This is a genomic window from Streptomyces sp. NPDC049577, assembly GCF_040675635.1.
GTDB lineage: Bacteria > Actinomycetota > Actinomycetes > Streptomycetales > Streptomycetaceae > Streptomyces.
In genome coordinates, this window is record NZ_JBFAPH010000089.1 from 1 (window position 1) to 19,628 (window position 19,628).

Below are 19,628 nucleotides of genomic sequence, written 5' to 3' on the forward strand. Positions count from 1 at the left end.
GGAACTTCCCCCTGTTGCTGGCCGCCTGGAAGCTGGCCCCCGCGCTCGCCGCCGGCAACACCGTCGTCCTGAAACCCGCCGAGCAGACCCCCGCCTCCATCCACGTCTGGCTCGACCTGGTCTCCGACCTGCTCCCGCCCGGCGTCGTCAACATCGTCAACGGCTTCGGCCCCGAGGCCGGCAAGCCGCTCGCCTCCAGCCCCCGCGTCGCCAAGATCTCCTTCACGGGCGAGACCACGACGGGGCGGCTGATCATGCGGTACGCCGCGGAGAACCTGAAGCCGGTCACCCTGGAACTCGGCGGCAAGAGCCCCAACATCTTCTTCGACGACGTCTCCTCCGCCGACGACGACTTCCTCGACAAGGCACTCGAAGGCTTCACCATGTTCGCGCTCAACCAGGGCGAGGTCTGCACCTGCCCCTCCCGCGCGCTCATCCAGCGCGGCCACTACGCGACCTTCCTCGACGCCGCCCTCGCCCGCACCGACCGCGTCTTCCCCGGCCACCCCCTCGACACCGACACCATGACCGGCGCCCAGGCCTCCCGGGAGCAGCTGGAGAAGATCCTCTCCTACCTCGACATCGGCCGCGACGAGGGCGCCCGTGTCCTCACCGGCGGCATGCGCGCCGAACTCCCCGGCGAGCTCGCCGGCGGCTACTACGTCCAGCCCACGGTCTTCGAGGGCGACAATCGCATGCGCGTCTTCCAGGAGGAGATCTTCGGCCCGGTCGTCGCCGTCACGTCCTTCACCGACTTCGACGACGCGATCTCCATCGCCAACGACACCTCCTACGGCCTGGGCGCCGGCGTCTGGACCCGCAACGGCACCACGGCCTACCGCGCCGGCCGCGCCATCCAGGCAGGCCGCGTCTGGACGAACTGTTACCACAGCTACCCGGCCCACGCCGCCTTCGGTGGGTACAAGCAGTCGGGGATCGGGAGGGAGGGACACAAGGCGGCGCTGGAGCACTACCAGCAGACGAAGAACCTCCTCGTCTCGTACTCCCCGAAGAAGCTGGGCTTCTTCTGAGCGAGCAAGAAGGCCACCAAACGGCGAGGTTGGGGGCCGAGCTGCATGCCGCTTGCCCTGTCGAGATGCTTCGACCCAGCTTGCCCATCCGTCTGATCAAGGCTTCCGGAGCAGTCACGGACCAATATCAGCCTTGCGCAACCAACGCAGTCTCGGGACAGGCGCAGCGTGCCGGGCAGCCGTCTGCGCCTCGTCTCGTTCGGGCGATTGCCGCGTGACCCGTGCGTGCGGGGTCGCGTTCATCGGCTATGCGAAAGATCATCACGTATGGCCGCCGGATTCGGTGCGCTCCGGGAATCGGCGTTCTCGGTAGCGTGACCATCTGCTGCATGTGGTGCCCACGTGTCCGGCTGGTCCGTGCGGGGGCTTTCGACGGAGAATGATGAGGCTGCAATGAGTGAACTGACGAAGCCCGAGGTCAATGTTCCGGAAGGTGACGCTCCTGCCGAGCTGACCATCCGGGACCTGGTCGTCGGGGACGGGGCCGAGGTGGAGCCGGGCATGGTGGTCAGGGTCCACTACGTCGGGGTGACCTTCGAGACCGGGAAGGAGTTCGATGCCTCCTGGGACCGGGGCGAGCCGTTCAAGTTCGCCTTGGGCAGTGGCAGGGTCATCAAGGGCTGGGACCGGGGGGTGAGGGGGATGAAGGTCGGCGGCCGGCGCGAGATCATCGTTCCCCCGCGTCTCGGCTACGGCAATCAGTCGCCCTCGCCGTTGATCCCGCCGGGCTCGACCCTGGTCTTCGTGGTGGACCTGCTTGACTCGTATTCCAGCACAGCCGGGTGGAGCAACTCCTGGTGACCCCGGTCGCTCCTCCCCTTCGACGCGCTGCGCCGTCTCCCGGGGTTGGCGGACAGCGGGTGTGCGGAGCGGGCGCCGGCACGGCCGTCCTCGCCGCGATCCGGCTGTGGCTCCGATGACGACCTGCCGGACGCGAGCGCGCTTGCGACGCAATACGTAGCCGTCGAACGGTCAGGGCGGTGCCGGTCTGTCCGCCCGGCTCCATGCGGGAGGCCGGGCCTGATCGCGGTGGAGCTCGCGCAACCGGTCGCGCGCGGTGCGGGGCAGGCCGTCCACTACGCACTGCCAGGAGTGACTGATCATCTCGGCGAGCTCCTCGTCAGGGACGGTGCCGTCCAGATGGATGGTGATCCAGTGCCATCGGGGGCCCTGGTACCCGTACCCGGGGCGTACCGCGGGGTACTGCTCGTACAGATGCAGGGCGAGGGCGGATTCGCACTTCACGCTCAGCCGGTCGGGCCGGGAGCTGTTGGCCGCCGCGAGGGTGGCGAAGATCTTGCCGCCGGTCTTGTAGACGGGCCGGTGCGGGCCCCATGGCTCTTCCTCACTGACCTCGGGCAGGCCCAGGGCGTATGCCGCGACGTCGTCGGGATTCATTCGGTGCCGTCTTTCGTGCTGGCGTGGCGATGGGGGCAGGCCGCCCGCCGGGACACAGCCGGGCGTTCCCAGGGCGAGGCCCCCGGACGGGGGCGCCGGACCGCGCTTCGAGCCGGGGGAATCCTGAAGGTGCCCGGTCATGGCCGGTTTCCCGGCCGGCGCCCGCGCTGATGAACGACCGGGGCTACGGGCCGGCGGGTACCCGAAGCCGCGTCTGTGCCTTCAGGGGGGAGGTCACTGTCCGCCGAGGTAGTCGGTCTGCGAGGCGATCCGGCCCTCGCGCAGCTGAAGGACCGAGCAGAAGCGGGCGGTGACCGGCTCTCCCGCCGGAGGCAGGCCCGGGTGTACCCCGGCGCTGGTTCCCGCGAAGCCGAACTCGACGGCGATGGCGTCCCCGTCGGCGATGACGCGCTCGATGGTGAACTTCCGGTCGGGAACGGCGCCGGCGTACTCCCTCAGGTGGCGCACAAAGGCGTCCCGGCCGGTGAAAGCGAGCCCGAAGGGCCCGCACTCGTAGGCGGTGTCGTCGGTGTACAGCTCCCCGAACCGGTCGAAGTCCTGGTCGTTGTAGGCGTTGGCCCACTCGTGCACGAGCTTGTGGCTGTTCATGACTCTGAATCTTTCTGTTGCCCGGGGCCCGGTTCAGGCGTATTTGCCGAGGTCGCTGGCCTGGAAGGCGGCCTGGTCGTTGATGCCGACGACGTAGCCGTCCGGGTCGCGGAAGTAGAAGATGCGCTGGCCGGTGTGGTCGGTGTCGATGTCCTTGACGATCTCGGCGTACCGGGAGATGCGGTCGTGGGCGCCGTCGAAGTCGTCCACGCCCAGGTAGAACATGCCGGCGAAGCCGATGGGGGTGTCGGCCAGGACGGGCAGCCAGTTCTTCAGGTCGGCGTTGCTGTAGAGCATGGCGCAGAATCCGCCCTGGTAGAGCAGCATGTGGATGTCGTCGCCGGGGCGGGCGGTGCTGGAATCGACGTCGAAACCGAGCTGTTTGTAGAACGCGACGCTGGCCGCGGTGTCCTTGACACTCAGACAGGGAGCGAACGGCATGAATCCTCCATGGTCAGGGTGCGGCCTTCACCAGGGCACGCGCGCAGGGAGGCTGTGCGCCGGGCACCTCGCGGTTCCTTTGTCCGCCGGTCGGGGCAGGGGTGCACTCCGGGGGACGCCGTCCTGGTGAGAGCGGCCGCTGTGAGCGGCTGGGGCTGTCAGCGGGTGCGGCTGATGCAGAAGGGCTGGCCGGAGGGGTCGAGCAGGACGGTCCAGTGGTCCCCGCCCGGCTGATGGGCGGGCTTGGTGGCGCCCAGCTCCAGGAGCTGCTTCTCGGCTGCCTCGACGTCGTCGAACCTGATGTCCATGTGGAAGGGGAGCTCGTCCTGGGGCCAGGTGGGGGCCTTGAACGACGTCGCGGACCAGAAGACGTACATCCTGTCGCCGACCCATACGGGGAAGGCCGCCGGGTTGCCGTCCTCGTCCCGGTACGGCTCGGAGACCTGCGCGCCGAGGGCGGCGGCGTAGAACTCCGCGAGCCGGCGTCCGTCCTCGGCCCAGATCGCGTGCGACAGGACCTTGCCGCTCGGGGTGCTGTTGTCGGCATGCGTGTCGGCCATGGTCCTCTCCTGTGGTGGGGCGGCTGGGGCGGTTTCCGCCCTCTGAAGCCGACCGTAACGAGCATGTAGGGCAGGGAATGTCCTATACGGCTCGTGGTGGGAGTGCGCGGGCGGGCGCCGTGACGCGTGAGTACCGTGAGACCATGGCGTACGACGAGGTGCTGGCGGAACGGGTTCGGGAGCTGCTGGAGGAGACCGACGCGGTCGTCGCGAAGAAGATGTTCGGCGGGCTCGTCTTCACGGTGCGGGGGAACACGGCGGTCGGCGTGGTCGGCGACGACCTGCTGGTGCGCGTCGCCCCGGACGACACTCCGCAGGCCCTCGCCCAGCCCGGCGCACGGCCGTACGAGTTCCGCGGCCGGATCTCGAAGGGGTGGGTGCTGGTGGCAGGGGAGGTCCTCGACGACGATGTCCTGGACGACTGGCTGCACCTGGGCCGGAGAGCTGCCGCCGCACTTCCACCGAAGTAACCCCTCCGCGAACACCACGAGCCCCCTGATCTGCGAGGCCCGGTGAGCACGGGCTGGAGGAGAACAGTCTGGCCTCGCTCGCGGCCGGGCTGAACTCCCGGCCTGGAAAGAGGAACACAACACCTCCCACCGCAAGGTCCGCGCCCGCGTCGAGCACACCTTCGCCCGCATGACGAGCTGGAAAAAGGCGCCTGCCCTTGGACTTCCACCCATGAGGCACCGTTCTTGACGGAGCGCGACCAATAGGAATCCCACGTGCGCAGGTCGTCAGGCCCCTGGCGGAACCCCCGTCGGACGCATGGCCGCGTCGCGCACGCAGCCGGAGAACGCCTCGAGGGTGGGCCCTCGGCCCTGGTTGCCGAGCAACCGGCGGGAGCAGCCGGCCGTCTTTTCCCGGCCCAAGCGGGTATCGAAAGCAGACCAAGGTGCTCGTCAGGGTCCTGACATCCGGCATGTGATGCTGGCGGCATGACTGATCAACATGAGGTTGTCATCGTCCGCTGGCCAGGTCAGGGCCCTTCCGTTCAGGACGGGCTGACCGCGCTGCTGGCGGCCTACCATCTGCAGACGCAGGCCGAGAAGGGCGAGGCCGTCGCTGATGCGGACCGGTTGCCCGACCGCTACCGGGCAGAGGTCCTGGACCCGCGAGCCGCGTTTGCCGACGATCTCGTGCTGGTCGCGTTGAGCGGGGACAGCGTCGTCGGCTGCCTGGTGGTGACCGCTCCCGTCGGCGGGCGGTGCGAGGTCAAGAGGCTGTGGACGGCTCCGGCATCCCGGGGCCAGGGCATCGCGTCCGGCCTGGTCAGCGCCGCGCTTGAGCATGCCGCGGACGGCGGCGTCAGCACGGTACGGCTGTCGGTGTGGCAGTGGCGGGCAGGCGCCATCGCCCTGTATGAGCGGCTCGGCTTCACCGTCACCGAGTCGTGGGACGAGCGGGATCAACTGGTGTGCATGGAGCGCGCCGTGTGAGTGGTCACAGCCACTCGTCGACGGCCGCGACAAGGACGGTCGCCTCACGTTTCCTGCGGTTGCGGGCCTGGTCGGCCTTGTCCGGGGTGGTGCAGCGGATGCCACGCCTGCGCAGGTAGGCGCGGTTCTTGCGGGAGGCGTAGGCCTCGTCCGCGCGGACCCGGCTCGGCCGGGTGCGGGGGCCTGCCCGGCCCCGGGCGGGGAACGCTGATGCGGCCCGTGATGACGATCGGCATCGATCGGCATCGGCTTTTGCCGCTGTTCGCTGGCCAGGTGCAGCCTGGGGTCAGGCCGCCGCGCGAGCGCCCTCGGCGTTATTGTGGCCGTATGGACGAGAAGCGGGCGCTTCGCGTCGTGGACGTGCTGCGGCAGCGGGGCACGGATGCCTACCTGGCCCGTGAAGGCGTCTACCAGATCGGCGTGCGGGTGGTCCTGCGCGACGGCCGTGAGGCGGTCTGGGACACCGACGACACCGCCGGCCTGGAAGCTCAGGTCATGCGGGACGGCGTCCTGGTCGGCTTCGTGCCGTGCATCGAGGGCTCCGAGGATTTCGACGTCGACCAGACCGTCGACGCGATCGTCCGGGCTGACTACGACCAGCCGATCGCCCGCGAGAGGCCCACGGCTCCCCCGCCGTCCGCCCCGCTGCCCCGGGAGGGCGGCGTGTTCCGCCGCTTCCTCGGCGGCTTCCGCGAACGCTGAGCAGCGGCCGGAGCCGCAGGCCCGGCCCGCAGGACGGCGGCGAACCCGGTCAGCCGCTGCGGCCACGGTGCAACCGCGGCCTTCTTGGTGCGGCCGCAGCTCCGAGTGCTTGCGCCCATGGGCAAGGCGCCACCCTTGGCTGCCCAGCCTCGTCGTTGCGTACGGCGCAAGGCCCTCAACTCGCGGTGGTTCAGTGCCGGGTGTGCCGCGACAACGACAAGATCAGAGCTGCCGCCGCCAGGGTTGTTGCACCGGCGCCCGGGAAGGGCTCTTGGCCATCAGATCGGCCCCGGGGCTGCGGGTGCCCATCGTGCTGCTGGCCCTCGTCGCCGTGTTCGCGCTCAACTTCAACGTCACCCTCCCGGGCGGGCGGTACTATCCGGGCCTGCTGGCGCGGGCGGTGACGCAGTCGGAGAGGCCGCGGACGTTCTGCGTCGCTGCCCCGGTCGTCGGCGGGATCGAGGGCTACGTGAAGTCGTCTCGTGCCGTGGTGATCCGTCGCGCCCAGGCGAAGGGGCGGTACGAGCAGCTGCCGGACGTTCGGCTGGTGAGCGGTCCGCGTCGTGTTCAGAGGCTTGGCGCCGGAGCGCCTCAGCTTCTGGTCAGGGTGCGGCCGAGAAGGGGCAGCAGACGGTCCCAGTGAAGCCGCAGTGCGGCGGGGTCGAAGGCATCGGTGTCGGACATGGTGAACCCGTGGGCGGTGCCGGGATAGATCTCGGAGGTGTAGCCGACACCCGCCGCGTCCAGGGTTTTGTTGGGCTCGTCGAGAGCCTCGGGCGTCAAGTCGCTCTCGGCATGGCCGAAGTGGACCTCGGCGGTGAGCGTGGAAAGGCTGCCGGGTCCGTCGGCTCCCACCGGGCCGTGGAATGCGGCGAGGGCGGCGATCCGGCCGGGGTGGGCCGCGGCGGTGCGCGTCGCCAGGAGGCCACCGATGCAATAGCCGGTCACCGCGACCGGTCCGGCGCTGACCTCGGGCTGAGCAGTGAGGAACCTGAGGTAGGCGTCGGCGTCTCGCAGGACACGGTCGGCGGTGTGCGCCTCGATCAAGGGCATCAGCTGGGCGAAGACTGCGGGCCGGGCCTCTTCTCCGATGTGCTCGGGAAGTTCGATCACCGGTGCCGGGCCGTGCCGGTAGAAGAGGTTGGGGACGAGCACGTAGTACCCGTGCCCGGCCAGTTCGCGGGCCATTTCCCGCAGCGCGGGCCGGATGCCGAAGCCGTCCGCGTACATCAGCACCCCTGGGTGCTGCTCGCCGTGGACGGGGAAGGCGGCAAAAGCATCGGCCTGGCCGTCCGCGGTGGGAATCTGCAGCGTCTTGGTGGGCATGAATTCTCCTGTCGTGGTTGAGGTGCCGAGCCTGTGGTCAACACGACGGAGGCGGAGCCCGCGCGGCAGCGCAGGATCCTCGATCGAACAGCGGGCCCGCACTGGCCCGTACGGCGCTCAGAAGGGCACCGGGTCACCAATCCGTGTGTGGCGCAATGCCGTCCGCAGCCGGGGACCGTCGATCAGTCCAGCCACCGTTGTCCATGGGCAGCCGGTGTCCAGCACCGGCTCGCACCCTGGTTCACGGCTCGATGACGCCGGTCAGGCCGAAGAGTTCGGCGATGGCTTGCTCGGCCGTGGCGCGATCCACTTTCTCGATCCAGGGGTACCTGGTCTCGCGGTGGTCGGGAAAACGGCGCACGAGGTCGGTGTCACCCACCCACGTGCCCTCGCCGGAGAACAGCTCGTCATGGGACGACCGCGCGTCCCGTCGCCGGCGGGCTATTCCAGCGGGCGGCTTGCCCTTGGCGTGCTCGTCGTCGCAGAGCCAGTAAAGCCAGTGGTCCGTCACCCAGATGTCGCGCCTCGCCTCCAGCTTCCGGGCGTGCTCGGCATCGATCTCCGTCATGGACTTGGCCGCGGCGGGTTCCTGAGGAGAGCTCTTCAGCTTCACGCCGAGGACCACCGTGAAATCGTCGCCCCAGAACTCGGGGAACCAGCCCCACTCCAGGGCCGAGAAGTGCTGCCAGCGGCCGTCTCCGTCGAGGCGCCACAGCCCCCACGGGTCCTCCGGGTCGTCCCCGGTGATGAAGTAGCGGAAGGAGTCGAACGGGCGCGGGGAATGCGGGCCGCTTTCGCCGAGCTCGGTGATGCCCGGGCGCCCCTTGAGCTCGTGCAGGACGCCGTCAGCCTCTGCCGGGGTGGCCAGGATTCCCCAGTCCTCGCCCGCCTCCTCGGTGAGGATTCCGGTCTGCTCCCACAACAGGTGGGAATTCGAGAACTCGCATTTCACGCCTTCCGGGCTGAACCTCCTCCTGATCACACTGTGGAAGACGAACCGGGGACCGGGCTCTTCGGTGTAGGACACCCAGTACTCCACCCACCCCTGCCGGTCCGCCTGCAGCCGCTCCGCGGCCTCCTCGTCCAGGGGCGCCAGGTCCTCGCGAGCAGGGGCCGAGGTCACCACGCGGCGTTCGCCGGCCTGACGCCACGCCCAGTCGATCGTGGACCAGTACTCCCACGTGCCGGTGTCCGCCGAAGTACGCCACAGCGCCCTGGGACGCTCTGGACTGCGTCCTTCGCAGACATCGGCGTAGTAGGAGAAACGGTCGTGACGAAAATTCGTCGTACTCATACAGCAATCCCCTCGCGTGGCGCTTGCCGATAATCTTATTCACCTTCTCGGGGAGCCGGGGCAACCGCTGACCCGGTCCCCGCCCGGCACGCTGCCCCGCGCGCCCCGCCGGGACGGCTCCCGACGCTCTCCTGGCCGCCCTCGACGGCTCGGAGAAGACCAGCGGCGGCCCATCTCCCGTCGCCGTTCAGCGTCTTCCGTAAACACGGCTGACCGATCCACCCGTACACGCCGGGAATGCGCCGGCTTTACTGCTTGATAATCTCCGGATCCGATCCGGTTTCACGGAGCGGCAAAGTGTGCCCCTGCATATGTTCGCTTTGCAGTACGGCTCACGGACGGCCATAAGCGGCGGCCCCTCCCCGGCCGGCGGCACCGCTCCCCTGCCCCGGGAGAATGGCCGTCATGGACGACAAGCTCACCGCCGCGACCCTCGCCCGCCTCGCGGCGCACCAACGGCGGTTCGACTCCCGTTTCACGGCGTACTTCGACGCGCTGGCGGCGGACGCCGGCGCACCGCCGGCGAGTCGGTTCACCCCACGCGCCCTCGAACTCCTCCGCGACCTCTCCCTGCGCGGCGGAAAGCGGCTGCGGGTGGCGCTGCTCCACGAAGGGGCGCGGCTGGTGACCCCGGACGACGACGTTCCGGGGCTCGCGGAGGCGGCTTTGAGCATCGAACTGCTCCAGACGCACGGCCTCGTCCACGACGACATCATCGACGACGCGCCGACGCGCCGCGGCGGCCCGTCGACGTACTACGCCTACCGCCGCGACTTCCCGGAACACGAGCGGACGGCCCTGGGCCTGGCCCTGCTCGTGGGGGACCTGGCCGCCTTCCTGTCCGTCCGGGTGCTGCTGGAGGCACCGGTTCCGGCGGAGCTGCGACAGGAGCTCGTGGACGTCCAGACGCGCGCCGCGGCGGACACGGTCGTCGGCCAGGTCATGGACCTGGAACGGGACTTCCTCCCCCGGCCCGGCGCCGAAGCGCCGGACGTCACCGGTCTTCTGGACACCGTCACCGATTACAAGAGCACGCGTTACTCGATCCTCGCGCCCCTGCGGATGGGCCTGCTCGTCGCGGGCGAGGACCTGTCGGCACACGACGAGCGGCTGTGCCGCTACGCGGCCCCCGTCGGCGTCCTGGGACAGCTGCGGGACGACTACCTGGACCTCTTCGGGGACGAGGAGGTCGTCGGCAAGCCCGCCGGCTCCGATCTCCGCGCGGGGCGCCGCAGTTACGTGCTCAACGCGACCCTGGCGGCGGCCACCGGACCGGAACGGGCGGTGATCGAACGGGCCCTGGGCGACCCCGGCTGCCCGCCCGCGACCGTCGAGCGCGTCCGCGACATCGCCCGCCGCCACGGCGTCGACGACCGCGTCCGCTCGGATCTGCGCCGACTCGCCGGAACGGCCTCCGCCGAGGCCGCCGGCTGGCGGTCGCGGTGGCGGCCGGAGGCGGTGGACTTCTTCGAACACCTGCCGCTGTGGGCGGCGGACCGGGCGCTCTGAGCGCCGGCGGTCCATCGCACACCGCCGCCGGTCACTCGGGGCACCCGCCGCACGGGCTCGTCGACGGGCCCTGACTGATGCCCCTTCAGGGCGGATCGCCACTGGTTTCCCGGGCGGTCGCGGGCACCTCGTTCGTGACGGGCGCCTCCACCGCGCGTTCGGTCTTGGCCCAGTGCCCGCGCCGGGTGCTGATCTGCCACAGCGCCCGCCAACCGGCCGCGAAACCGAGGTACATGCACACCATCACGGCGGGAGCCCAGCAGACCGCCTTCCAGGCCGGCAGGTCGTCGGTACGGCGCCAGTAGAGCAGCGCCGAAGCCAGGAAGGCGGTGAAGGGCAGCGACTGCAGGAGCAGGAGGTTCAGCCACGGCGGACCGGACACGGGGCTAAGCAGCCCGGTGCCGGCCCCGCACAGCACACGGAGGAGCGTGTAGTGCTGGACGACCGAGGCGGGCAGGGTGGCGAGGTACGGGCTGAGCAGGTAGCCGGTGAGTTCGAGGCGGCCCGGGAGGCCGACGGCGGTCCGGGCCCAGAGTTCCGGCAGGCGCCCGATGGCGCTCATGTGGCCGTGGTACCAGCGGGTGCGCTGACGCAGCAGACGGCGTGGGCTGGTCAGTCCCTGCTGGGAGACGAAGGCCGTGGTGGTGGAGGTGACCGTCCAGCCCCGGGCCGCGAGGCTGATGCCCAGGTCGAGGTCCTCGGTCAGGGAGTCCGACCAGGGGCGCGGCCCGACGCTGTCGAGGGCGGAGAGCCGGCTGAACTGGCCGTTGCCGCCCATGCTCACCGTGCCGGTGGCGGTCCGGCCGTACTGGGTCAGCGCGCTCAGGGCCCAGAACTCGAGATCCTGCAACCGCAGCGCCCAGCGATGTCTGCCGCGGATGCGCACCGTCAGCTGCGCCCCGCCCACCGCCGGGTCCGCGAACCGCTCCGTCACCCGGCTCGCGGCGCCCGGCGTCATCCGGCCGTCGGCGTCCAGCACGCACACCAGCACCCTGCCCGCGTCCAGGCGCTCCTTCCCGGCGCGCTCGCGCACGGTGCGCAGCCCGGCGTTGAGGGCTGCGCCCTTGCCCTGCCGGGCGGCGGGCGGCGTCCTGCGCACCAGGGCGACCCGGTCGCCGCCGACGGCGTGCACGATGCGTGCGGTGCCGTCGTCGCTGCCGTCGTCGACGACGACGACGCGCACGCCCGGCTGTCCGTCGAGCAGGCAGCGCAGCGTATTGGCGATGACGCGCTCCTCGTTCAGGCAGGGAACGAGGACGAAGACGCTCCAGCCGGCGGGAAGTGCGGCGGGCCGCTCGTTCGCAGGCCTCAGCTGTCCGCGCAGTGAACCGTCGGCACGGCGGGCGAGGACGACACCCAGGACGAGGAGCGAGATGTTGTAGACGCCCGTGAACACGGCGACGAGAACGGCGACATACTGGATGATCCTGTCCAGTGCGGCCACGGGGAGCCTCCTTGTGGGGGCCGCCCGAACCCCGGAGCGCGGCCTCGCGGGCGGGACCGCTTTCATCGTCCTCGCCCGGCCTTTGGACTACCCGGGCGAGATGCCGGATCCGCCCCATTGCATACCGGTTAGAGGCGTTCGCGGATGTCTCCGGAGCACTCGGGCACGCCCCGGCGCACGATGTGTGCCCCGGCACGGCGGTCTTGCTGCGCATTCGACGACCCCACCAGCCGTACCGATGAACGAGCCAGGCCGCCTGCGGCCGGCTGCTCGGGGCCCTTTGGCTCTCGTCGTTCCGGCAGATCGCGCGGTCTCGGGGAGCGAACACCGCTTCCGGGACCGGGCGGCTGCTCGCGATGCCTCGACAGGTTGTCCGGTGCGGTGTCCGTTCTCGCGATTATGGCGGAAGCACATGCGTTCAGGCCAAGTTCAGGAGCGCCCGGTGCGACGTCCCCGCCGCTGTCCCTTGACACCTCTTCGCCTTCCGGGTGCGGTGTCGGCGGAGACGCGTACCCCGGGTCACTCCCTTCGCCGGACGCGCCAGTGGGCCCTCGTCGGGGGGCGGAAACTCACGTGCCCGGGGTACCGGGCCGCCGCGGGCACTGTGATTCCGGCGCCCGGCGCTCGCCGGGGACCGCACGGGTTTCAGTCGTTCCGGGGGAACGACCGGAATGGACGCCGTTGACGCTCCGAACACGCCGTGGAGATGATGCGTCACCGCCCAGACGCAAGGAGTCACCCATGCCCGGGCACCACATCGACACGTTCTTCACCGTCGTCAGCGCCACCACAGAGGAGACACTCCGGATCGGGCACGTGGTACAGGGCGGGCGGGTCGCCCGCTGGAACTGGACCGGCGACCGGATGTACGACGTCGACGCGGTACCGCTGGGCCGGCGCTGGCCGCAGTTGCCGGAGGCGTTCCGCCAGGGCTTCGACGCCGCCCTCACCACCCCGGCGGACAACCCCTGGACGTGGGTGTTCCGCGGCGGCCAGTGCCTGCGCCTCCACCCGGTGGACGGCACGGTCAGTGAGGTCACCACCATCGCCGCGCGCTTCCCCGGGCTGCCGGGCGCCTTCGCCCAAGGCGTCGACGCGGCACTGCCCGGCACCGGCGTCAACGAGGTGTACCTGTTCAGCGGCGACCAGTGCGCCCTCTACGACCTGCGCGTGCCGGCGCCGGTCGAGGTGAAGCCGATCGCCGACGTATGGACCGGACTGGCCGCCAAGGCACCGGAGTTCGTCCACGGGCTCGACGCGGCCACGTACGACCCCGGGACCGGCAGCTGCTACCTCTTCCGCGGAGGCGAGTACGTCAGGGGCGTGCTGGCCACCACCACCATCGAGGTGGGTGCGGCGCCGGTGGACAACACGACGTGGGTGGGGCTGCTGCCGGCCTTCACACGGGGGCATGTGATCGTCTCCAGCCTGGTCGGCCACATCCGGGCGCTCGACCTGGAAACCGGCGTGAGCAGCCCTCTGCAGACTGCCAGCGACGGATGGCCGACGGCCAGCCCCGACGGCCGGTACATCCACATCCTCAGGCCAGGTCCGTACGGGTATCAGTCGCGTTATGACATGGCCACCGGCCAGCGCTCTAACTACAGCGGGACCAGGATGGATGCGGCTCGTGTGGCCTTCGCCCGGGACGGCGGTCTGATGTACTTCGTCCCTCGGGGTGACCGGAACTCACTCACGATCGCCGATGCGGTCGCGTCCGAGCCCCACTTCGTCGACTCGATCGCCCTCGGCTACGCCGGCACCGCCACGCTTGAGACAGGGGATGGCGGCCCGGGGGCACAGCCCCCGCAGCAGGACGGGAGCCAGGAGGAGGGGAAGGACGGCCTCGAGTTCGACCCGGACTGGCCGGTCGCACCACCCGTGGTGCTGGCGCCGGAGGGAGACATGGCCTATGTCGGCTCCTTCCGGTCTGCGCAGAACAACATCCCGGCCCGATACGTCATCCTCGAAGTGGACCTGATCGAGAAGCGGGTGCGGCAGCACTTCAACCTCCCCGACGCGGGCGCGCCCCTCGACGTGGCGATCGACGCGAGTGGGCGGATCGCCCATGTCGCCCAGGAGCGCGGTACCTGCGCGCTCAATCTGGACACCGGTGAGGTCGACAGGCAGGGCGTGCTCCCGCCGTGCCGGCAGCTCAAGCTCACCCCCGACGGCCGTGAATTGTGGTGTCTTCCCGCAGCGGAACACGGAGGGGTCCTGGTCGCCGACCCGGCCGACCAGACCGTCCTGCGGCGTGTCCCGGTCGGCGAGAACGGCCTCGGCACGGCCTTCAGCCTGGACTTCAACCACTACGGAACGTACGCCTACGTCCTGATGCGGGGGACTGTCGCGGTGGTCGATGTCGCCGCCCGGCGAACCTCCGTCATCCACCGCATCGATGCGGACCAGCCTTCTCGGCTCGCCTACACCACCTACTGAGCACCCCACTCCCCCGCCCACCCCCGCACCTCGCGTACCACAGGGAGCCGTTCGTGCCCATGACATCGCCCCTCGTCGACGCCTTCTTCACCGTCTCCGAACCGGGCGCCCGCGAGACCGGTTTCGTGGTCCGGGGCGGGCGCGTGGCCCGCTTCGACTGGGGAACCGGCCGGGTGGACGGCGGCGCCCGTTCGCTGGAGCGCCAGTGGCCCGCGCTGCCCGCCGCGTTCCGTACCGGCTTCGACGCGGCGATGGTGACCTCCGACCCGTGGACGATGGTCTTCCGCGGCGCCCAGTGCCTGCTGCTCAACCCGCTCGACGGGCAGGTCGCCGAGGTCTCCACCATCGCTGCCCGGCTGCCCGGCCTGCCGCAGCCGTTCCCCCAGGGGATCGACGCGGCACTGGCCGGCGGGCCGGGCGACGAGGTGTACCTCTTCGCGGGCGGCCAGTGCGCCCGCTACGACCTGCGGGCCATGACCGTGCTGGAGACCGCGCCGCTGGAGCGGATCTGGACCGGACTCGGCCAGCACGCCCCGGCCTTCACCGCCGGGATCGACGCGGCCGTGCGCCACCCCTCCCGCGGCACTTTCCACTTCTTCCGCGGTGACGCCTTCACCCGGGGCACGCTCGCCACCCGTACCGTCACCGATGCCGCCCGGCCCGTGGACGAGTCCACCTGGCCGGGGCTGCTGCCGGTGTTCGCCCCGGGGTTCGCCTACGTACAGGTGGGGTGGGGAATCGATGTGATCGGCCTGGACGGTGACCGGCTCGTCCAGACCCTGGACATCGAGGCGCACAGCGACTCCACCGCCGCCCTGCAGACGAGCCCGGACCGGCGGCTGCTGTACGTGTACCACCACCTGCGGCGGGTGTGCGTCGACACCACCACCCGCCGAGTCGTCGCCGAACTGGGCTACACACAGCCGGAGCAGCCGGTCAACGGTGTCTGCTTCAGCCCGGACGGCTCCCTGGTGCACGGCGCCGTCGACCACTGGGATCAGGACGGGCTGTTCTTCCTGGACACCTTCCGGACCGGTACCACCGAGCGGACGCGGCGCGTCGAGCTGCGGGCCGGTGACCTGTTCGCCGCCCTGTCGGAGCCGTCCGGCGGGGCGGAGGCGACCGGTTCCTCCATCAGGGCCGGATTCTGCCCGCCGGTGGCTTCCCCCGACGGCCGGTTCGTGTACCTCAGCGCGGTCCTCGACGGCCAGGGCGCGGTCGTCGAGGTGGATGTCCAGGCCGGCCGGATGCGCCAGACGTTCCGCATCCCCGACAGGAGTGAGGTACGTGCGCTGGCCGTCTCGCCGGACGGCACGCATGTGCATGCCGGCGCCGGCAGTGTCGTCACGTTCGACGTCCGGAACGGGGCCGTCGTCCGTCAGGGAATACTGCCGGGCCCCACAGCCCTGGCCGTACAGCCCGGTGGGGGTGATCTGTACTGCCTTCCCTGGGACGGCAAGGAGGGCGTCCTGGTCGCCGATCCGCTCACCCATACCGTCCGGCGCCGCATCCCGGTCGGCGGCTCGGGCGGGCCCGGCTCCCCGCACGCCATCGCCTTCGACTACGGCGGCCTGCGCGCGTACATCAGCGACGACCACTCCTACGCCGTCGCCGTGGTGGACACCGAGACGTACGACATGGTCCGGGCCATCCCGATGCGCGAAGGCATGCGGCCGATGAGCATCGCCGTCGGCCCGTACTGAACGACGCCCGAACGTGCCCCTCGGGCCCCGTCCGCACACCGACCTCACCCACCCGCGACCGGCCGACGCAGGGCCAAGGGGGATCACCGCCGTGACACCGGTTGAACGCGAGCGCATCACCCTCCTCCAGATGCTGGAGGAAATGGACTTACGGGGCCTGGAGCTGCCGGAGGAGCTCGTCCCGTTCCTGGAGAACGTCCACCGCCACGAGGGCCTGCCCGGCCGGGACAAGCTGATCACCGCGCAGTTCCCCGGCTACGCCGACCAGCCTGGCGGCCCGAACCCCGTCGACGCCGTGTTCGTCTCGACCACGCGGCTCGGCCCCGAGACGCTGAAGGCCTTCGTGCTGAGCGTCCGGGTCGGCTTCGACGGCTCCACCCTGCCGCTGGTCGGCGAGGGGATTCCCGAGGGGGCGATCACTTTCCCGTTGCTGCGGGTGCTGTACGTCTCCCGGCCGCTGGACGCGGGCGACACGGACCGGCTCACCGCCCTGCTCGACGAGTACGGCCTTCCCGAACGGGTCTTCCCCCGACCCAACGCGATGTCCGACAACGTCTGGGCCAAGGGCGTCACCGGCGTCCTCACCTGGAAGGTCAACGGCGGCGAGATGCCCGCCCTCGCGGTCCGTCTCGACAAGAAGAAGAAGGAGACAGGGGACAAGCCGCCGACGCCGGACAAGGAGATCCGCGTTCCCGGGCTGCCCGTCTCCTACGGGCCGCTGGAGATCGCTGCGCTCATGCGCGGCACGGACAAGAAGAACATCCGCATCTACCTGGTCGGTGAACTGCGGATCGCCGGATCGGTGTTCGCCTTGGACGGCCTCGGGCTGGTCATCCCCATGAAACTGGGCAAGGTGCCGCAGCCCCAGCTGGCCGGCGCCTCCCTCGCGCTGCGCCGGAGCAAACCGCCGATGGCCATCGACGCGGCGCTGCGCTGGGCGGGCGGCAAGGACGGTGAGATCGCCGGCGGGCTGCTGGGCCTGGTCCGGGTGAGCACGCCGATGGTCGAGGTGATGGGTGCGGGCGGCTTCGCCCGGGCCGCGGCCGGGTACTCGACGGTGTTCCTGTATGTGGAGGCACTGCTGGCGGGCGGGCGTTCGCTGTTCGGGCCGCCGCCGTTCACCGTCACCGGGCTGTCGGGCGGATTCGGGCTCAACAGCCGGGTGATTCCGCCGTCGGTCACCCAACTCCCGGAGTTCCCGCTGATCGGGCGGCTGAACGACGCCCCCGCCACCCCGGGCGCTCCCACGCCCAAGCCGCCGGAGCCGATGGAGATGCTCGACCGGCTCGCCGGGCGGACCGGCTGGGTGCGTCCCGAGGAGGGCTCGTACTGGGCGGCGGTCGGGGTGCGGTTCACCTCCTTCCGGTTCATCGAGACACAGGCCCTGGCGCTGATCGAATTCGGCAACCGGTTCAATCTGATGCTGCTGGGGCGCACCTCCATCAGCCTGCCGAAGAACGCCGCCCCCGGGGTCAAGGAGCACGCCCGGCTCAATATCGACCTGCGGCTGGCGTTCCTGTCCGAGCAGCACCTGCTCGCCCTGGACGTCGCGGTCGGCGCCGGCTCGTACATCTTCGACCCGGCCTGCCGGCTCACCGGCGGCCTCGCCCTGTACGTCTGGACCGGCGGCGACAACGCCGGCGACTTCGTCATCAGCCTCGGCGGCTACCACCCGCAGTTCCCGGTGCCCGCCCACTACCCGGTGCCGGCCCGCCTCGGCCTGGAGTGGAACCCCTGCGGCCGGGTCACCGTCCGCGCCACCGGGTACACCGCGCTCACCCCGGGGGCGGTGATGTTCGGCGGGGCACTCGCCGCCCGCTACGAGAAGGGGCTGCTGAGCGCCTGGTTCACCGCCCACCTGGACGCGCTCATCCAGTGGAAGCCGTTCTACCTGGACATCGCGCTGGGCATCTCGATCGGCGTGGCCTTCACCATCAAGGTCTGGTTCGTGAAGGTGCGGGTCTCCATCGAGGTCGGCATCGACCTCCAGTTGTGGACCCCGCCGATGGGCGGCCGGGTCACCGTCAAGGTGTGGTTCGTGTCCTTCTCGTTCGACTTCGGCTCGTCCCGCAAGGGCGCACCGCCGGTGCCGTGGAGCGAGTTCCAGACGCAGCTGCCGGCGCCGGTGCGGACCAACCCGGAGAAGGGTCTGCTGCTGGACGTGGACCCCTCGGAGAGCGAGGCACGCAGCGCGACCGGCGCGCCGCTGCTGGTCTCTCCGGACGGCTTCGCGTTCTCCACGGAGTCGGCGCTGCCCGCGTCCGAGGTGCGGATCAACAACAAGGTGTACGCCACGGCGGAGCCCATCGACATCCGGCCGATGCGCAAGCAGGGGATCACCTCGCGGCACCTGGTGCGCGTCCAGAAGCGCCGTGACGGCGTCTTCCACGACTTCGACGCCGTGCAGAACGGCTGGACCGTCGCGGTGCGGCACCGCAGCCTGCCCCGCTCGCTGTGGGGCCGCCCGCTGGCCGATCCGGCCGCCGCGGCGGGTGAAGAGGGCCTGGTGCCGGGGCTGATCACCGGTCTGCACTTCGAGGTGACCAAGCCCGAACTCGTCGCGGGGCTCGGCCCGGTGAGCTCGCGCTCCCTCCGCTTCGAACCGCTGCCGACCGGTGCGACGCCGCTGCGGAACGCCGACGTCGCCGGCCCCGCCCCTCGCACCGCGACCGACACCATCCGCGTGATCACCACCACGCTTGCCGAACCGGAGACCGTCCGCCGGCGCGACGCCGTGTTCGCGGCGCTGGGGCGGCTGGGCGTGGAGCCCGCCAAGGACGCCGACTCTCCGCTGGCGGCCTACGCGGACCTGGCCGGCCGCACCATGACCAGCGTGCCCCTGGTGACGGACGCGGCCTGAGCGGTGAACCGACGCCCCTTCATCCACCCGGAGGTGACCACCGTGCGGGAGACCGACGGTCCCGAGCTCCATGTCTTCTTCCACGACCATCTGATTCCGCACGCGGGCGCGGGCGTCTACACCGTGCTGGCCACCCACGAGCTGTACGAGGACGGCAACCGGCTGGACACCGCGCCTCCGCTGCCGGTCAGCGAGCAGAGCTTCGAGATCCGGCCGGCCCGGTTCGTCCTCGACGACGGCTCGGTGCACACCCGGTACCCGGCGGCCGGCAGCGCCGGCTCCTACGACAACGTGCTGCCGCACATCACCCTCACCCGGGGCGTGCTGCCCTGGGAGCGCGAACTGTCCGGCACCCGGGCCCGCGCCCACGCGCCCTGGATGGCGCTCCTCGTCTTCCGCGAGGGCGAACTGCCCGAGGACCCCGGCGCGCTCGGCGACACCGTGAGCCGTACCGTCGCGGAACTGGTGACCCCCACCGAAGCCGGCGTCATCGGCCCCGTCCTGTCCGCCGCGTCACTCACCACGGACATCCTGGCGAGCAAGTGCCAGACCATCGACGTGCCGGCCGGCGTCTTCCGTGCGGTGGCGCCCTGGCAGGACGAGATGTACTACCTCGCCCATGTCCGGGACGTCCGCCGCCCGGAGCAGCGCGCCCGCGGCGAGGAGATCACCGAGGGCCGGTACGCGGTCGTCACCGCCAACCGCTTCCCCCGTGTCGCCGGCCGCTACGCGGCCCATCTCGTCTCGCTGGAGGGGTACGAGCCGCACCTGGTGCCCACTCCGCCCACCGGGCACGACGCCGTACGGCTGGTGTCATCTTGAGCCCGCCGACGCGCTCCGGCGCCCCGCCCTCGTCGACGTTGATGTGCGCGC

The 19,628-nt window shown here is 70.7% G+C and carries 18 protein-coding genes and 1 pseudogene; 12 read left to right on the plus strand and 7 right to left on the minus strand.

All coding sequences use genetic code 11. The features are described from left to right. Both adh and AB0K09_RS12885 read left to right on the plus strand, forming a co-directional pair. The coding region (adh, locus tag AB0K09_RS12880; protein ID WP_366065378.1) for an aldehyde dehydrogenase at nt 1-1,031 on the plus strand (1,031 nt) is incomplete at its 5' end. 393 nt (nt 1,032-1,424) lie between these two features. Next, a complete protein-coding gene (locus AB0K09_RS12885) occupies nt 1,425-1,832 on the plus strand; it encodes an FKBP-type peptidyl-prolyl cis-trans isomerase (protein WP_366065379.1) in 408 nt (135 codons plus the stop codon). A 171-nt stretch (nt 1,833-2,003) separates the two neighbouring features. Here AB0K09_RS12885 and AB0K09_RS12890 read toward each other — a convergent pair whose 3' ends face one another. From AB0K09_RS12890 to AB0K09_RS12905, 4 genes are all read right to left on the minus strand, one after another. Beyond that, nucleotides 2,004-2,429: an MmcQ/YjbR family DNA-binding protein gene (locus AB0K09_RS12890; RefSeq protein ID WP_366065380.1), complete on the minus strand. Its 426-nt coding sequence runs from the start codon at nt 2,427-2,429 to the stop codon at nt 2,004-2,006. A gap of 234 nt (nt 2,430-2,663) precedes the next feature. Beyond that, on the minus strand, nt 2,664-3,038 hold the full coding sequence (locus AB0K09_RS12895; RefSeq protein ID WP_366065381.1) for a nuclear transport factor 2 family protein: 375 nt from the start codon (nt 3,036-3,038) through the stop codon (nt 2,664-2,666). Between the two features lie 33 nt (nt 3,039-3,071). After that, on the minus strand, nt 3,072-3,479 hold the full coding sequence (locus tag AB0K09_RS12900; RefSeq protein WP_366065382.1) for a VOC family protein: 408 nt from the start codon (nt 3,477-3,479) through the stop codon (nt 3,072-3,074). Nucleotides 3,480-3,637: 158 nt separating this feature from the next. Next, nucleotides 3,638-4,039, minus strand: coding sequence for a VOC family protein (locus AB0K09_RS12905; protein ID WP_366065383.1), 402 nt, complete (start codon nt 4,037-4,039; stop codon nt 3,638-3,640). Nucleotides 4,040-4,182: 143 nt separating this feature from the next. Here AB0K09_RS12905 and AB0K09_RS12910 point away from each other — a divergent pair, with 143 nt between their 5' ends. From AB0K09_RS12910 to AB0K09_RS12930, 5 genes and pseudogenes are all read left to right on the plus strand, one after another. After that, entirely contained in the window at nt 4,183-4,509 is a 327-nt protein-coding gene (locus tag AB0K09_RS12910; RefSeq protein WP_366065384.1) for a TfoX/Sxy family protein, read from the plus strand. Between the two features lie 79 nt (nt 4,510-4,588). Next, nucleotides 4,589-4,693, plus strand: a pseudogene (locus tag AB0K09_RS12915) (IS5/IS1182 family transposase); the annotation flags it as partial. A 284-nt stretch (nt 4,694-4,977) separates the two neighbouring features. After that, nucleotides 4,978-5,478, plus strand: a complete 501-nt coding sequence (locus AB0K09_RS12920; protein ID WP_366065385.1) for a GNAT family N-acetyltransferase — start codon at nt 4,978-4,980, stop codon at nt 5,476-5,478. A 327-nt stretch (nt 5,479-5,805) separates the two neighbouring features. Continuing rightward, complete coding sequence (locus tag AB0K09_RS12925; protein WP_366065386.1) at nt 5,806-6,180, plus strand: hypothetical protein; 375 nt, start codon at nt 5,806-5,808, stop codon at nt 6,178-6,180. Nucleotides 6,181-6,451: 271 nt separating this feature from the next. Beyond that, on the plus strand, nt 6,452-6,823 hold the full coding sequence (locus AB0K09_RS12930) for a hypothetical protein (RefSeq protein WP_366065387.1): 372 nt from the start codon (nt 6,452-6,454) through the stop codon (nt 6,821-6,823). Here AB0K09_RS12930 and AB0K09_RS12935 read toward each other — a convergent pair. Then, entirely contained in the window at nt 6,772-7,506 is a 735-nt protein-coding gene (locus tag AB0K09_RS12935; protein WP_366065388.1) for a dienelactone hydrolase family protein, read from the minus strand. The genes AB0K09_RS12930 and AB0K09_RS12935 overlap by 52 nt on opposite strands. A gap of 241 nt (nt 7,507-7,747) precedes the next feature. Next, nucleotides 7,748-8,800, minus strand: a complete 1,053-nt coding sequence (locus tag AB0K09_RS12940) for a hypothetical protein (protein ID WP_366065389.1) — start codon at nt 8,798-8,800, stop codon at nt 7,748-7,750. Nucleotides 8,801-9,205: 405 nt separating this feature from the next. On the opposite strand from AB0K09_RS12940, the gene AB0K09_RS12945 reads away from it, so the two are divergent. Next, the gene (locus tag AB0K09_RS12945; RefSeq protein ID WP_366065390.1) at nt 9,206-10,309 is read left to right on the plus strand and encodes a polyprenyl synthetase family protein; all 1,104 of its coding nucleotides are present in this window, start codon (nt 9,206-9,208) and stop codon (nt 10,307-10,309) included. Nucleotides 10,310-10,394: 85 nt separating this feature from the next. On the opposite strand, the gene AB0K09_RS12950 is transcribed toward AB0K09_RS12945, so the two are convergent. Beyond that, a complete protein-coding gene (locus tag AB0K09_RS12950; protein WP_366065391.1) occupies nt 10,395-11,753 on the minus strand; it encodes a glycosyltransferase family 2 protein in 1,359 nt (452 codons plus the stop codon). 741 nt (nt 11,754-12,494) lie between these two features. Here AB0K09_RS12950 and AB0K09_RS12955 point away from each other — a divergent pair. The 4 genes from AB0K09_RS12955 to AB0K09_RS12970 all read left to right on the plus strand — a co-directional run bounded on the left by AB0K09_RS12955 (nt 12,495) and on the right by AB0K09_RS12970 (nt 19,577). Beyond that, nucleotides 12,495-14,192, plus strand: a complete 1,698-nt coding sequence (locus AB0K09_RS12955) for a hypothetical protein (RefSeq protein ID WP_366065392.1) — start codon at nt 12,495-12,497, stop codon at nt 14,190-14,192. Nucleotides 14,193-14,251: 59 nt separating this feature from the next. Then, nucleotides 14,252-15,895 (plus strand): hypothetical protein, encoded by a 1,644-nt coding sequence (locus AB0K09_RS12960; protein ID WP_366065395.1) that lies wholly within the window; start codon nt 14,252-14,254, stop codon nt 15,893-15,895. Between the two features lie 91 nt (nt 15,896-15,986). Then, nucleotides 15,987-18,755 carry a DUF6603 domain-containing protein gene (locus AB0K09_RS12965; RefSeq protein WP_366065393.1) on the plus strand — a complete coding sequence of 923 codons (2,769 nt, stop codon included), beginning with the start codon at nt 15,987-15,989 and terminating at the stop codon, nt 18,753-18,755. Nucleotides 18,756-18,758: 3 nt separating this feature from the next. Further along, nucleotides 18,759-19,577 carry a hypothetical protein gene (locus AB0K09_RS12970; RefSeq protein WP_366065394.1) on the plus strand — a complete coding sequence of 273 codons (819 nt, stop codon included), beginning with the start codon at nt 18,759-18,761 and terminating at the stop codon, nt 19,575-19,577. Nucleotides 19,578-19,628: the final 51 nt, after the last annotated feature.

Bases quoted from the DNA above. Each gene is read 5' to 3' on its own strand.
- AB0K09_RS12935 (WP_366065388.1), bottom strand. From the start codon at position 7,506: ATGCCCACCAAGACGCTGCAGATTCCCACCGCGGACGGCCAGGCCGAT.
- AB0K09_RS12910 (WP_366065384.1), top strand. From the start codon at position 4,183: ATGGCGTACGACGAGGTGCTGGCGGAACGGGTTCGGGAGCTGCTGGAG.
- AB0K09_RS12905 (WP_366065383.1), bottom strand. From the start codon at position 4,039: ATGGCCGACACGCATGCCGACAACAGCACCCCGAGCGGCAAGGTCCTG.
- AB0K09_RS12925 (WP_366065386.1), top strand. From the start codon at position 5,806: ATGGACGAGAAGCGGGCGCTTCGCGTCGTGGACGTGCTGCGGCAGCGG.
- AB0K09_RS12895 (WP_366065381.1), bottom strand. From the start codon at position 3,038: ATGAACAGCCACAAGCTCGTGCACGAGTGGGCCAACGCCTACAACGAC.
- AB0K09_RS12955 (WP_366065392.1), top strand. From the start codon at position 12,495: ATGCCCGGGCACCACATCGACACGTTCTTCACCGTCGTCAGCGCCACC.
- AB0K09_RS12885 (WP_366065379.1), top strand. From the start codon at position 1,425: ATGAGTGAACTGACGAAGCCCGAGGTCAATGTTCCGGAAGGTGACGCT.
- AB0K09_RS12940 (WP_366065389.1), bottom strand. From the start codon at position 8,800: ATGAGTACGACGAATTTTCGTCACGACCGTTTCTCCTACTACGCCGAT.
- AB0K09_RS12890 (WP_366065380.1), bottom strand. From the start codon at position 2,429: ATGAATCCCGACGACGTCGCGGCATACGCCCTGGGCCTGCCCGAGGTC.
- AB0K09_RS12960 (WP_366065395.1), top strand. From the start codon at position 14,252: ATGACATCGCCCCTCGTCGACGCCTTCTTCACCGTCTCCGAACCGGGC.
- AB0K09_RS12920 (WP_366065385.1), top strand. From the start codon at position 4,978: ATGACTGATCAACATGAGGTTGTCATCGTCCGCTGGCCAGGTCAGGGC.
- AB0K09_RS12900 (WP_366065382.1), bottom strand. From the start codon at position 3,479: ATGCCGTTCGCTCCCTGTCTGAGTGTCAAGGACACCGCGGCCAGCGTC.
- AB0K09_RS12945 (WP_366065390.1), top strand. From the start codon at position 9,206: ATGGACGACAAGCTCACCGCCGCGACCCTCGCCCGCCTCGCGGCGCAC.